This is a genomic window from Mycobacterium sp. 5-140-3-2, assembly GCF_035666375.1.
GTDB classification, from domain to species: Bacteria; Actinomycetota; Actinomycetes; order Mycobacteriales; family Mycobacteriaceae; genus Mycobacterium; species Mycobacterium intracellulare.
The window spans coordinates 748,575-761,273 of the sequence record NZ_CP142025.1; the positions used below are offsets into that span (position 1 = coordinate 748,575).

Annotated in this window: 13 protein-coding genes and 2 pseudogenes; 4 read left to right on the top strand and 11 right to left on the bottom strand. The window is 65.9% G+C overall.

Going from position 1 to position 12,699, the window contains the following annotated elements:
- The first annotated feature begins 1 nt into the window (after position 1).
- The gene (locus tag P6281_RS03795; protein WP_014941300.1) at positions 2-811 is read left to right on the top strand and encodes an SDR family NAD(P)-dependent oxidoreductase; all 810 of its coding nucleotides are present in this window, start codon (positions 2-4) and stop codon (positions 809-811) included.
- Here P6281_RS03795 and P6281_RS03800 read toward each other — a convergent pair.
- From P6281_RS03800 to P6281_RS03810, 3 genes are all read right to left on the bottom strand, one after another.
- The gene (locus P6281_RS03800) at positions 808-1,638 is read right to left on the bottom strand and encodes an SDR family NAD(P)-dependent oxidoreductase (protein ID WP_026071475.1); all 831 of its coding nucleotides are present in this window, start codon (positions 1,636-1,638) and stop codon (positions 808-810) included. The two genes, P6281_RS03795 and P6281_RS03800, sit on opposite strands and share 4 nt — an antisense overlap.
- 23 nt (positions 1,639-1,661) lie before the next feature.
- Positions 1,662-2,510, bottom strand: coding sequence for a mycofactocin-coupled SDR family oxidoreductase (locus P6281_RS03805; protein ID WP_014383844.1), 849 nt, complete (start codon positions 2,508-2,510; stop codon positions 1,662-1,664).
- A 238-nt stretch (positions 2,511-2,748) separates the two neighbouring features.
- Positions 2,749-3,399 (bottom strand): TetR/AcrR family transcriptional regulator, encoded by a 651-nt coding sequence (locus tag P6281_RS03810; RefSeq protein WP_008253652.1) that lies wholly within the window; start codon positions 3,397-3,399, stop codon positions 2,749-2,751.
- Between the two features lie 267 nt (positions 3,400-3,666).
- On the opposite strand from P6281_RS03810, the pseudogene P6281_RS26110 reads away from it, so the two are divergent.
- Both P6281_RS26110 and P6281_RS26115 read left to right on the top strand, forming a co-directional pair.
- Positions 3,667-4,248: pseudogene (locus P6281_RS26110) on the top strand (acyl-CoA dehydrogenase family protein); the annotation flags it as partial.
- Positions 4,249-4,407: 159 nt separating this feature from the next.
- Positions 4,408-4,818, top strand: a pseudogene (locus tag P6281_RS26115) (acyl-CoA dehydrogenase family protein); the annotation flags it as partial.
- Positions 4,819-4,826: 8 nt separating this feature from the next.
- Here the strand turns inward: P6281_RS26115 and P6281_RS03820 are convergent.
- The 8 genes from P6281_RS03820 to P6281_RS03855 form a co-directional block, all read right to left on the bottom strand.
- Positions 4,827-5,096 (bottom strand): DUF4190 domain-containing protein, encoded by a 270-nt coding sequence (locus P6281_RS03820; protein WP_008253654.1) that lies wholly within the window; start codon positions 5,094-5,096, stop codon positions 4,827-4,829.
- Between the two features lie 87 nt (positions 5,097-5,183).
- Positions 5,184-6,017 (bottom strand): acyl-CoA dehydrogenase family protein, encoded by an 834-nt coding sequence (locus P6281_RS03825; protein WP_014383845.1) that lies wholly within the window; start codon positions 6,015-6,017, stop codon positions 5,184-5,186.
- Entirely contained in the window at positions 6,014-7,111 is a 1,098-nt protein-coding gene (locus P6281_RS03830; RefSeq protein ID WP_014383846.1) for an acyl-CoA dehydrogenase family protein, read from the bottom strand. Before P6281_RS03830 ends, P6281_RS03825 begins: the two co-directional genes overlap by 4 nt.
- Positions 7,112-7,134: 23 nt before the next feature.
- On the bottom strand, positions 7,135-7,605 hold the full coding sequence (locus P6281_RS03835; RefSeq protein ID WP_014383847.1) for a nuclear transport factor 2 family protein: 471 nt from the start codon (positions 7,603-7,605) through the stop codon (positions 7,135-7,137).
- Positions 7,583-8,803: a metal-dependent hydrolase family protein gene (locus P6281_RS03840; RefSeq protein WP_014383848.1), complete on the bottom strand. Its 1,221-nt coding sequence runs from the start codon at positions 8,801-8,803 to the stop codon at positions 7,583-7,585. The genes P6281_RS03835 and P6281_RS03840 overlap by 23 nt, the downstream gene beginning before the upstream one ends.
- A gap of 3 nt (positions 8,804-8,806) precedes the next feature.
- Positions 8,807-9,130 carry a hypothetical protein gene (locus P6281_RS03845; protein ID WP_009952176.1) on the bottom strand — a complete coding sequence of 108 codons (324 nt, stop codon included), beginning with the start codon at positions 9,128-9,130 and terminating at the stop codon, positions 8,807-8,809.
- Positions 9,114-10,391: an aromatic ring-hydroxylating oxygenase subunit alpha gene (locus P6281_RS03850; RefSeq protein WP_009952175.1), complete on the bottom strand. Its 1,278-nt coding sequence runs from the start codon at positions 10,389-10,391 to the stop codon at positions 9,114-9,116. Before P6281_RS03850 ends, P6281_RS03845 begins: the two co-directional genes overlap by 17 nt.
- A gap of 14 nt (positions 10,392-10,405) precedes the next feature.
- Positions 10,406-10,939 carry a carboxymuconolactone decarboxylase family protein gene (locus P6281_RS03855; protein WP_009952174.1) on the bottom strand — a complete coding sequence of 178 codons (534 nt, stop codon included), beginning with the start codon at positions 10,937-10,939 and terminating at the stop codon, positions 10,406-10,408.
- Between the two features lie 397 nt (positions 10,940-11,336).
- Between P6281_RS03855 and P6281_RS03860 the strand changes: the two genes are divergently transcribed.
- Positions 11,337-12,635 (top strand): amidohydrolase family protein, encoded by a 1,299-nt coding sequence (locus P6281_RS03860; protein WP_008253666.1) that lies wholly within the window; start codon positions 11,337-11,339, stop codon positions 12,633-12,635.
- The last annotated feature ends 64 nt before the right edge of the window (positions 12,636-12,699 follow it).

The window sequence follows — 12,699 nt, forward strand, 5'->3', positions numbered from 1 at the left end:
GATGGCGATCGACCCCTCGAACATCCTGCTGACCGGCCGCGTCGCGGTGGTGACCGGCGGGGGCGCGGGCATCGGCCGCGGCATCGCGGCCGGAATGACGGCTTTCGGCGCTCGGGTGGCGATCTGGGAGCGCGACCCCCAAACCTGCGCACAGGCAGCCGAATCCATCGGCGGCCTGGGGATCGTCACCGATGTCCGAGACGGCGGCCAGGTGGATGCCGCGCTGGAACGCACCATCGCGGAACTGGGCACGCCGACGATCCTGGTGAACAACGCCGGCGGCGTGTTCTCCTCGCCGTTGCTGGAAACGAGCGAAAACGGTTGGGACGCGCTCTATCGCGCCAACCTGCGCCACGTGCTGCTGTGCAGCCAGCGCGTCGCCCGGAAGATGGTGTCCGAGGGCCTGTCCGGCAGCATCGTCTCGCTGACCTCGATCGAGGGCGTGCGCGCGGCGCCGGGCTACGCCGCCTACGCGGCCGCCAAGGCCGGTGTCATCAACTACACCAAGACCGCGGCGCTGGAGTTGGCGCCGCACGGGATCCGGGTCAACGCGATAGCCCCGGACATCACGCTCACCGAGGGGCTCGCGCAGCTCGGCGGCGAGGCCGCGACGAGCGCCATGCGCGACATGGTGCCGCTGGGCCGTCCCGGCCATGTCGACGAAATCGCCAGCGCGGCAGTATTTCTGGCCTCCGACATGGCGGCCTATCTGACCGGCCAGACGCTGCACATCGACGGCGGCACCCAGGCCTCCAGCGGGTGGTATCACGACCCGCGGACCGGCGACTACCGGCTGGGCCCGTCGACCTAGTGCGTCCAGCCCTCGGCGGCCTGTTCGTCGAAGGTCCGGTCGATGCGCTCGAACCTGCGGCGGATGGACGCCCGGGCCGCCGCGTGCGGCAGGATGTACAGCCGGTTGGCCAGGATCGCATCGGCGGTCAGCCGCGCGACATCGTCGGCGCTGACGCTCTCGTCCTGGGTGGGCAACGTCCCGAACGCGCCCTCGGGACTGGCCGACAGCCCGTAGTCCGCGCCCCGGATTCGCTCGGAATTGGAGACCAGCTTGGTTTCCACGACCATCGGGCACAACACCGATACGCCAATGCCATTGGCCTTGACCTCACGCGCCAGTGTCTCGGCGAGTCCGACGACACCGTATTTGGCGACGCCGTACGTCCCCAGACCGGCGTTGGGCACCAACCCGGCGAAGGACGCGGTGAAGGCGATGTGCCCGCCGCTGCCCTGTTCGATCAACCTGGGCACGAAGGCCTCGACGGCATGGATCGATCCCCATAGGTCGATGTCGATCACCCAGCGCCAGTCGTCGTGGTTCATCTGGCCGATCGGCCCCGCGACGACGATGCCGGCATTGCTGAAAACGACGTCGACGCTGCCGAGCAACCGGAAGGCTTCGTCGGCGAGGTGAACCATCTCGTCGAGATTCCGGACGTCGCAGACCACTCCGTGCGCGTCGAAACCCTCGCCGCGCAGCCGGTTCACCGCCTGTTCCAGCGCGGGTTGATCGACGTCGGAGAGCACCAGGCGGGCGCCGCGATGGGCGAATTCGGTGGCCGTGGCCAGGCCGATGCCGCTGGCACCGCCGGTGACCACGGCCCCGCGGCCGTCGAAGCCAGACAGAAATCCGTCCATGGGACGGAACTCTATTTCAGGCAGCTACCCGCGTCGATCGGCAGGGTCACACCGGTGATGTAGCGCGCCTCGTCCGAGGCGAAGAACAGCACGGCGTTGCTGATGTCGATCGGCTCGACCCACGGGATCGGCAGCGTGTGGAACAGCTGACAGATCGGTGCCATGTCGTCGGGGCCCGGGTTCTCCAGGTCCGGCCGGAACATCTTGAACGTGCCCTCGTTGTGCAGCATGGGGGTCTTGACGTGCGTGGGGTGCACGGAGTTGACGCGAATCATGTGCTGTCCCAATTCAACTCCGAAGGCGCGCATGAGCCCGACGACACCGTGTTTGGCCGCGACGTAGTGGCCGGTGTGGGGGTAGGCCTTGAGCCCTCCGACCGAGCTGGTCAGGATGATGGATCCGCCGCGACCGCCGGCCAGAAGATGGGGCACACCGGCTTTCACGGTTTTCCACACCCCGGCCAGGTTGATGTCGATCATCTCGGTCCAGTCTTCTTCGCTGGTCTTGTCCAAAGTCTCTCCGCCGTTGCCGATTCCGGCGTTGGCCACGATGATGTCGAGCCGGCCGAGTTGCTCGACGCCGCTGTCGACCGCCGCCTTGAGCGCGTCGTAATCGCGCACGTCGACTTCGGCCGTGAAGATCCTGCGGTTGTGCCCCTTGACCAGGTCGGCGGTCTCGGCGAGGTCCTCGGGCGTCGACGCCGGGATCGCGGTGTCCAGCACGCCCTCGCGGATGGGCTTGCAGATGTCGACGGCGATGATGTCGGCGCCCTCCTCCGCCAATCGCACCGCATGGCTGCGGCCCTGACCGCGCGCCGCTCCGGTGACCAAGGCGACTTTGCCCTCAACACGTCCGGTCATGGCTACCTCAACTCCTGACTTGATCTGATCGGCTCGCCTGCGCGGAGAACAATCGCGTCCCCGGATCGTGGGTCTTGCCGCTTTTGAACTCTGTCATTCGGCCAACACGGGTGTCAATGGCGAATCCGTTTCGGCCATTTGTGGTTCTAGATATTAGAGAATCTCATTCTCCCGGGCAAACGGCGTGCGCTATCTGCTCAGCTCCGGAGTGAGGAAGATTACGGCCCGTGGGGGCGTGCTACGCGACGAAACCGCGCGAGCAGAAGTCCCATACCTCTTCTGCGGTGATGGGGTGGGTCGTCGCGTCGTCGGGGCCGCCGCTGGACTGCGCGATGAACATCACCGTCTGCATGGTCATGGCGGCCACGCGCTTGGGATTGATGGTGTTACGCAACTTGCCGGCATCGTGAGCCGCGTCCATCAGTTCCGTCAGCAACGCCAGGAGCGGAGCATGCGCGACCTTGACCTCGGCCGGATGCGTCACCAGCAGCCGCGGAGCAAAGTCGGTGAACAGCGGGCGCTTGGCGGTCGGATCCGGGCGCGAGGCCTCGTACAGCAGTTGCACGGCGACCTGCAGCCGCTCCAGCGGATCCGTGTGGCTTTCCGTGGCGGCGCGGATCTGGTCGGCCGAGCGGCTCAGCGCGTCTTCGAACAGCGCCAGCAACAGCTCGTGCTTGCCGTCGAACTGCAGGTAGAAGCTGCGCAGCGACTGACGGGAGCGGTCGACGACCTCCTGGACGGTAAAGTCGGTGCTGCCCTTTTCGATGATGATGGCCTGGGCGGCGTCGAGGAAGCGCTGAACACGTTGCGCCGCACGCAGTTTCGCCGTCTTGATGGACCGCTCGACAGCGCGTTGCTTCCAGGCCGGCTCTTCGCTGGGACTGGTCACGGCCGACTCAGGTGATTGCCGCGCTGGGAGAACATGGTTGGACTCTACCGGAGAACGCCGTGACATCGCTGCGCTCGACCCCCTCACGGATCACGTGTCGGAGATTGTAACTTTCTTACCACGAGAATACTATTCTCTTAGACGTGTGTATGGAAGCGTAATCGCAAGAGTGAACCGCGCCGCTGGCGGAAAGCGTGATCTACCGGCGGCGCGATTGCGCTCAGGACCATTTCGGGAAGTGCCGTGCAGCTGACGTTTGACGCCGACGTGGAGGCGTTCCGCGCCGAATTCATCGCGTTCCTCGATGAACATCTGCCTTCCGAGGCCGAGGCACTCGACCGGCCGCGGTCGAGTTCGGACATCCCTACGTGGGCCCGCCGTTGGCAACGCCTGCTGTTCGACAGCGGATGGCTACTGCCCGGCAACCCGCCCGAGTTCGGCGGGCGCAACGCGACGCTGCTGCAGCAATACGTGTACCAAGAAGAGTTGTCACGACGGCGGATCTATCAAAGCTTCAACCCGCAGGGCGTGGGCATCATCGCGGCGTCGTTGTTGACGTTCGGCACCCCCGAACAGAAGCAGCGCTGGGCGGTGCCGATCCTGCGGGCGGAGATCACCGCGTCACTGGGCATGAGCGAACCGGGCGCGGGATCCGACCTCGCGTCGCTGAAAACCCGTGCGGTGCTTGACGGCGACCACTTCGTCGTCAACGGGCAGAAGGTGTGGACATCGGGCGCCCATCACGCCGACGTGCTGTTGACGTTCGTGCGCACCGATCCGGGCGCCCCAAAGCACAAGGGCATCAGCGCGTTACTGATTCCGACCGACACCCCCGGTGTGGTCCGCCGTCCATTCGCGTCGATGGGCGACATCGAAGACGTCGACTTCAACGAGGTCTTCTTCACCGACGCGCGGGTGCCGGCCGAGAACCTGGTGGGGGAGCTCGACGCGGGCTGGCGCGTGGCGACCGGTTCGCTCGGTCACGAACGCGCGATGCTGTGGCTGGATTACGCAGACATGTTGCACGCGCTGACCGTCGAGTCCAGGCCCGCGGGGCCCGTCCAGCGGGATCGCTACGCGACGCTGGTGATGGATTTCTACGCGATGCGACTGCTCGGGTCGGCGACGCTGGCCAAAGCCGCGCGCGGCGAAGAGGACGTGCCGGCCCAGTCGGTGCTCAAACTGCTGGGATCGGAGGCAATGCAACGCGCCTGCGAAGACGCGCTGGGCGCCAAGGGCGGGGAGGGACTGGCGTTGCACGGGGTCACCGCCCCGTTCGCCCCACTCAACCTGGACAGCCACTACGGCGCCTGGTTCGACCGGTACGCGCGCACGTTCGCCGCGACCATCGCCGGCGGCACCTCGGAAATTCAGCGCAACATCATCGCCGAACGCGTGCTGGGGCTCCCGCGGAATTGATCCGCGCGTCAGTGCCTGGCGACGTCCAGCCTGGCGTAATAGCCGATGGCGACGAGACCGACCAGTATCGCGATCACGCCTAAAACCATTCCCGCCAACGCGGTTCGGGGATTGTTCGCCTCCCCGCGGGCGACGCGCCGCCGGGCGACGTCGCCCGTCACCACCGCCGCGATACCGAACGGCACCCCCAGCATCATCCAACACGTGATGAGCCCGACCAGGCCCAGCAGCAGCGAGGCGACGCCGGCCTCGTTGCGCGGTGCGTCGGGGTGACTCATTGCGTCCCATCCTTATGGTGTCGGGACGAGTCTACGTGGACGCCGCCGAGAAGAGGCCCGCCGATCGGCACCGCGCGGGCCGATCCGTCACAGCTGGGCAAGCCGTGGGGCGGAACCCGTTGTCACCAAAGCTCTTCCGGCCTCGCGGGTGAGTTCTCGCGCGCTTCCCAGCAGTCCGTCGAGAATGAGCGAACGCTTGATGTGGTGGTGCAGCGGGTGTTCGGCCGTGAATCCGACACCGCCGAGCACCTGCTGGCAGTGCCGCGCGGCGGTCAGCGCCGCCTGGCCGGCCGCGGCTTTGGCCAGCAGTGCGGCCAGCCCCTCGTCGTCGCACTCGGTGGCCGCCTGCAGCGTCGCCTCGGCGCCCTCGATGGCCACCAGCGTCTCGGCCAGACGGTGTCGGATCGCCTGGAAGGAGCTGATGTGGCGACCGAACTGAACGCGGTCCAGGGCATGTTGACGGGCCAGCGAGAGCATGGCGCGGCTGGTGCCGACCAGCCACCAGCCAAGGGCGCGCCATCCCGCGTGCAGCGCGGCCGACGGCAATGGATCGCCTTGCGGCACAGGGTGTATGGGAAGCAGCTCGTCGATCGCAGCGTCGGACTCGTCGCGACGCTCCCACAGCACCCAGGACCCGCCGGCGAACGGCAGCGGAAGCGCGCCCCCGGGCGCATCACCGGCCGCGCACAGCAGCACATCGTTGAGCACGGGCGCGTGCGAGCCGGTCTCGCCGAGCAGCCTGAAGACCAACGGTATTGCGGCGTCGGGCATTTCCTCGAGCATGTCGCGCCAGCCGAGGTCGGTCAGTGCGGCGTCGAGCTTGGCTCCGGAGGCGGCGCCCATCGTCGTCCGCAGCGAGTCGGCCAGCAGCCGCAGCGATTCGGGGTCTGACTCGGTGTCCGGCGAAGGCGTCACGGTCACTCCTTCCCGAGGTCGAGCAATCGGCGGGCGATGATATTGCGCTGGATCTCGGCGGTACCGCCATAGATCGTCGCCGCGCGCGAGTACAGGTACTCCGAACGCCACGGTGTGTCTTCGAGTTCGAGCTTCCCCGGCAACAGGTCATGGACGGTGTCGTAGAGCCGCTGCTCGGCGGCGGCCAACAACACCTTGTCGATGGAGGTGTCCGGGCCCAGGCGGGCCCCGTCGCGCATCCGGTGCTGGGTGGCGCGCGAACGGCAGCGCAGGGTGTGCAGCGCCAGATAGGCTCCGCCCAGCGCGGATTCGTCGGGCTCACCGATCTCGGATGCCTCGGCGATCAGGTCGTCGAACCGGGAGTAGAGGTAGGCGATTCGCTGCCAGAAGCACGAGGAACGCTCATAGGGCAGCAGGTCCATGGCGAGCCGCCAGCCGTCCCCGGGCCGGCCGAGCATCCTGCTCGCCGGAATCACCACGTCGTCGTAGTACACCTCGCAGAATTCGTCGACGCCGTGCATCGTGCGCAGTGGCCGGATGGTGATGCCGGGGGTGTCGAGGTCGACGAAGAAGGCGGTGATGCCGTCGTGGCCGGGCGCGGTGCGGGTGAGCAGGACGCACCGCGTCGAAAACTGCGCGAAGCTGGTCCACACCTTTTGTCCGTTGACGATCCAGTTGTCGCCCTGCTGGGTTGCGCGAGTGGTCAGCGACGCGAGGTCACTGCCGGATCCCGGTTCGGAAAAGCCCTGACACCATTGCTCTTCGCCGCTCAGCAGCCGCGGCACCATCTCCGCGGCGAGCTCCGGGGGCGCGTAGTCGATCATGGTGGGTGCCAGCACCTCGAGCATCGAGTACGGGCCGGGTTCGGCCAGCCGACGGCCCACCACTTCTTCGCCGACGACCGCCCGCAGCACCGCCGGACCGCCCAATCCGCCGACTTTCTCCGGCCAGCCGTAGCGCATCCAATCGGCGTCGTAGAGCGCGCGACTGACCCGGGCGAACTGCTGCATATGGCCCTGCAGCGAGTGGTCGGGCCCGGGTGTCAGATCGTTGTCGTCGAGCCACGCGCGCAGGTCCGCCCGGAACTGCTCGACATTCACCGCACTGTCGATTGGTTGGCTCCTTAGGTCGTTGCCTGGGACGCCGAGTCACCGGCGGGACGCCCGATGGCGTGCGGGCGCCCGGAATCGTGCACACCGCTGCGGCGGATGAACGTCATCGCGCGGGTCTTGAGGCGCCATCCGTCGGCGGTTCGCACATAGGTGTCGCGATAGTAGCCGATCCGCATGTCGTGACTGGAGTGGTCGATGAAGCACAGCGGTTGGGTCCCGCTGGCCGCGTCACCGTCGAGATCGACCACCGCAGTCCCGGTGAGGAACAAGCCCTTTGGGGCCGCCGCCACCAGCTCCGGGAATCGACTCAGGCTGTAGGTTTCGCCGAACGCGCTATAGGTTCCGTCCGGGGTGAAGACAGCGACGAGACCGTCGATGTCTTGCTGGGTGATGGTCACCGCATAGCGGCCGAGCAGTTGCTGGATCTCGACGAGGTCGTCGGTTTTGGTTGGGCCGCCTTCAGGCTGACCGGGGGTCGACATAGACCTTGCCACCTTTCATCACGAAGCTGACGTTTTGGGTAACGGTGATGTCCTCCAACGGATTTCCCGGCACCGCGATGATATCGGCGAGCTGGCCCGTCGCGAGGCGCCCCCGGTCGGTCTTGTTGATAAGCTCGGCCGCGGTGGTGGTGGCCGCGCGCAGCACCGCCAAAGGCGGCAAACCCCACTCCACCAGCGTGACGAGTTCGTCGGCGTTCTTGCCGTGCGGTATCGCCGGCGCGTCGGTGCCGACCGCGATCTTCACGCCGGCCTCATAGGCGGCCCTGACCGACGTCTTCGCCTTCGGGAACATCTCGGCGGCCTTGTCCTGCAACTCCTTCGGCGCGCGGGACACGTCCATCGCCTCGGCGAGCCTGCGGGTGGTCACCAGGAACCGGTCGTTGTCGACCAGCATCTGGATGGCCTCGTCGTCCATGAGGAAGCCGTGTTCGATGCAGTCGATACCGCACGCGACCGCGTGCTTGACCGCTTCCGCCCCGTGCGTGTGCGCGGCGACGCGCAGCCCGCGCCGGTGCGCCTCGTCGACGATCGCGCACAGTTCCTCGTCCGAATAGTGTTGTGCGCCGGCCTCGCCGGTCAACGACATCACGCCGCCCGAAACGCACACCTTGATCAATGCGGCGCCGTGTTTGATCTGGTATCGCACCGCCTTGCGGATCTCGTCGATGCCGTTGGCGATGCCCTCTTCGACCGTGAGCTCGAGTGCGCCCGGCATGAACGCGGCGAACATCGTCGGGTCCAGGTGCCCGCCGGTGGGCGTGATCGCGTGACCGGCCGGGACGATTCGGGGCCCCTCGATCCAGCCCGCGTCAATCGCCCTGCCCAGCGCGACATCCAGCAGGTATCCGCCGGTCTTGACGAACAGGCCGAGGTTGCGCACGGTGGTGAACCCGGCGCGCAGCGTGCGTCGGGCGTTGCCGACCGCGCGCAGCACCCGCGTCGGTGGGTCGTCCTGCACTTGGGACAGCCCGGGCGTCTCGCCGCGCCCGCCCATCAAGAGGTTGACCTCCATGTCCATCAACCCGGGCAGCAGTATCTGGTCGCCGAGATCGATGAGCTCGCCTTCCGGCTCGCCCCCCACACCGACGATCCGGCCACCCTCGATCCGCACGATGCCGGGCCGAAGGATCTCGCCGCTGTCAACGTCGAGAAGCCCGGCGGCCTTGAGGGTCAGCACGAGTCAGATCACCGGTTCCCGAAGCACTTCAACCCACGCCGCGCCGCTGTCCGGGACGCGCGGCTGCTTCCACGCCTCGATCGGGAACGACACCATCACCAACGATTGCATCATGTGCATCAGGGTCTTTGCGTCATCCGGCAGGTCGTCCAGCGGAAACTTGTCGCAGTACGCGATCACGTCGTTCAGCAACGGGAACGCGACGTCGTAGAACTCCTGCATCTCAGCCATCGTCGAGGCCAGCCGTTTGGCGTAGCGCTCGGGCTCGGTGGCCAGGTCCCAATCCAAATAGGGCTCGAGGGCGGCGAATTCAGACGGTAGCGCCATTGCGCTGGTACTCCTTCACGTAGTCATTGGTCGTCTTGTGCAGATGACGGATCAAGACTTCCTGGTCGCACAACAGGAACTCCTTGACGGCCCGGGTGCCGATCATGGTCTGGGTCGCTTCCAGGGTGTTGGCGTCCTGCAGCGCATACTCCTTGAACGTCACGGCCGCCAACTCCTGGGCGAGGCGTTCCCGCGCGTTGCGCGGCGGGACGAAATACAGGGTGGACTCGAAGATGTGCTTGTCCACCGCGGTCGGCCAGTAGTGGTAGGTCAGGTACCAGCCGGGCTCCCAGATCAGCAGCATGAAGTTCGGGTAGAAGAGCCACGAGTCGATGCCCCACTGCGGCACCCGCTTGACGTTGACACCCGCAGGCAGCTCGAGCTTTTCGATGATCTCCGGCTTGTCCCATGGACCGAACAACCCGCTGCGCAACACCTGGTCCATCGGCTTGACCATGGACATGTCCTCCGGCGGTGCCTGACCACCCCACGTCGACTGCAGGTTGTGCGGGCCGGCCAATTCGTAGTGCAGCGCCTCGTAGCCGAACTTCTGGATCTTGGCGGCTTCTTCCTTGGTGTACTGACCCTGGTGCAGGATCGGCGCGTGGTAGAACTCGACGAACGCGTCGATGAACAGCTTCCAGTTGCTGCCGACTTCGGCCCGGTACGAGTAGGTCTCGGTCATCTCGCCGAAGGGGTAGCCCTCGATGCTCTTGGCCAGCGGCCCGAGGTAGTCGGTGAGCGGCGCCGCGTTGTCATCGAAGTTGATGAAGATGAAACCTTCCCACACCTCGCAGCGGACGGGCGCCAGCCCGTAGTCGCCCTTGTCGACGTTGAAGAACTCTTCTTCCTGCTGGATGAAGGTCAGGTCACCGTCGAGGTTGTAACGCCAGGCGTGGTACTTGCAGGTGAACTGCCGGCAGGTGCCGGACGTCTCCTCGTTCGGAAAGTCGTTCCACACCAGTTTGTTTCCGCGGTGGCGGCAGACGTTGTGGTAGGCCTTGACCGACCCGTCCTTGGTCTTGACGATGATCACCGACGTCCCCTTGCCGGCCGACGGCAGTTCCCTGGTGAAGTAGCTGCCGGTGCGGGGGAGCCGGTTGACCCTTCCGACGTTGAGCCACATTCGCCGGAAGACCGCGTCGCGCTCGGCTTCGAAGAATGCGGGATCGATCGAGTCGGTGTAGTCGACCGGTTCGGTGCCCAGATCGGGGTAGTTTTCTGTCCAGCTGCCGGCGGCTGGCTTGGGGAAGTGCGGCAACGTTCTTACTCCTCTTATTCGACGTTGTTAGCGGCTGTGGTGGCGTGTTCGGGCTGGACGCCAAAAGTGTTGAAGGCCATGGCCAGCAGCGCATAGCAGCCGACCGTGAAGACAAAGTCCATGCGTTGCTGGTCGTTGAGGCGCTCGCCCAACGTCGCCCACGTGTGGTCGGACAATTCCGATTTCTCGTCGAGCTCGTCGACCCCGATGATGACCGCTTGGTCGAACGCGTCGAGTCCCTCCCCACGCTGCACCGCCGCGATCTGGTCCTCGGTGACCCCTTCTTCCTTGGCCATGCGTACGTGGTGGGACCACTCGTAGGCGGACTGTCGGCGATGGGCCACCCGCAGGATGGCCAGTTCGCGGATGCGAGGCGGCAGCGTGGACGACGTCAGCAGGTGGACATTGAAGCGAAGGAACGCCTTGGCCAGGGCCGGGTGGTGGGCCAGCGTCGACAGCGCGTTGTTGGTGTCCGCTTCACGCATGGCCGAGAGTGCCTGCTGGGTAGCCTCGTCCCACTGATCGGCGGGGAGCGGCCGCAAGCGCATTAGCAGTGTCCTCTCGGTGAAAGAGAATCATATTCTCATTTGCAACTAACAGACTGGCACGAAACGTGCGCCCGGTCAATGCCGGCGTGTCGCCCGAGTACAGGTGCGGTCATCGCCTGGTCTACGCGGTGGTCGGGATGGCCGCCGTACCGAACAACGGGCGGCGCGGCCCGCCGCGGCGTCAGGCCGGGTCCTACCTCATGGCATCGCCGGTCGGCGGCGGGAAATTCCTCCCTTTCCTTCGGTCGCTGGTCAGGCGGGTGCGGGCCGGCTCAGCAACCGATGGATGTTGATTCTCGCCTGGCGAGAAGATAGTTTTCATTTTAGTGATCTTGGCACGGGACAGCGATTCGCCGAGTCCGTGATCGATTCGGTGGAACCGACGGAAGGGACGGCCATGAACAAAGAGGACATGATCCTGATCAGCGTCGACGACCACACGGTCGAGCCGCCCGACATGTTCAAGAACCATCTGTCGAAGAAGTACCAGGACGATGCGCCCCGGCTGGTGCACAACGCCGACGGCTCGGACATGTGGAAGTTCCGCGACACCGTGATCCCCAACGTGGCCCTCAACGCGGTGGCCGGCCGGCCGAAGGAGGAGTACGGCATCGAGCCGACCGGGCTCGACGAGATCCGGCCAGGTTGTTACAACGTGGACGAGCGCGTCAAGGACATGAACGCCGGCGGCATCCTGGCCTCGATCTGCTTCCCGTCGTTCCCCGGCTTTGCCGGGCGCCTGTTCGCCACCGACGACAACGACTTCTCGATCGCGCTGGTGCAGGCCTACAACGACTGGCACATCGACGAGTGGTGCGGCGCCTACCCGGCGCGGTTCATCCCGATGGCGATACCGGTCATCTGGGACGCCGAGGCGTGCGCCGCCGAGGTGCGCCGGGTGTCCAAGAAGGGTGTGCACGCGCTGACCTTCACCGAGAACCCCGCCGCGATGGGCTATCCCAGCTTCCATGACGAATACTGGAACCCCCTGTGGAAAGCCTTGGTGGACACGGACACCGTGATGAACGTGCACATCGGTTCCTCAGGGCGGCTGGCCATCACCGCGCCGGACGCGCCGATGGACGTGATGATCACGCTGCAGCCGATGAACATCGTGCAGGCCGCCGCCGACCTGCTGTGGTCCAGGCCGATCAAGGAATACCCGGACCTCAAGATCGCGCTGTCCGAGGGCGGAACGGGCTGGATTCCCTACTTCCTGGAGCGCGCGGACCGCACCTTCGAGATGCACTCCGCCTGGACGCACCAGGACTTCAAGGGCAAGCTGCCCAGCGAGGTGTTCCGCGACCACTTCCTGACCTGCTTCATCAGCGACAAGGTCGGCGTGGCGCTGCGCAACATGATCGGCATCGACAACATCTGCTGGGAGGCCGACTACCCGCACAGCGACTCGATGTGGCCGGGTGCGCCCGAAGAGCTGTGGGATGTCTTGTCCCTCAACAACGTTCCCGACGACGAGATCAACAAGATGACCTACGAGAACGCCATGCGCTGGTACTCGTTCGACCCGTTCACCCACATTTCGCGGGAGCAGGCGACCGTCGGTGCGTTGCGCAAAGCCGCCGAGGGGCACGACGTGTCAATCAAGGCCCAGGGCCACGATAAGGACAGCCGAGGCGGCTCGTCCTTCGCGGATTTCGCGGCCAACGCCAAAGCCCTTTCCGGCAACAAGGACTGACCTGGCGAGCGGACGCAGAATCGCACTGTTCGGGCGGAATTCGTGCGATTCTGCGTCTTCTCGC

Excerpts from the sequence above, each read along its gene's own strand:
- P6281_RS03835 (WP_014383847.1), bottom strand. The coding sequence starts at position 7,605 with ATGTCGACCCCCGGTCAGCCTGAAGGCGGCCCAACCAAAACCGACGAC.
- P6281_RS03795 (WP_014941300.1), top strand. The coding sequence starts at position 2 with ATGGCGATCGACCCCTCGAACATCCTGCTGACCGGCCGCGTCGCGGTG.
- P6281_RS03820 (WP_008253654.1), bottom strand. The coding sequence starts at position 5,096 with ATGAGTCACCCCGACGCACCGCGCAACGAGGCCGGCGTCGCCTCGCTG.
- P6281_RS03805 (WP_014383844.1), bottom strand. The coding sequence starts at position 2,510 with ATGACCGGACGTGTTGAGGGCAAAGTCGCCTTGGTCACCGGAGCGGCG.
- P6281_RS03855 (WP_009952174.1), bottom strand. The coding sequence starts at position 10,939 with ATGCGCTTGCGGCCGCTCCCCGCCGATCAGTGGGACGAGGCTACCCAG.
- P6281_RS03845 (WP_009952176.1), bottom strand. The coding sequence starts at position 9,130 with ATGGCGCTACCGTCTGAATTCGCCGCCCTCGAGCCCTATTTGGATTGG.
- P6281_RS03860 (WP_008253666.1), top strand. The coding sequence starts at position 11,337 with ATGAACAAAGAGGACATGATCCTGATCAGCGTCGACGACCACACGGTC.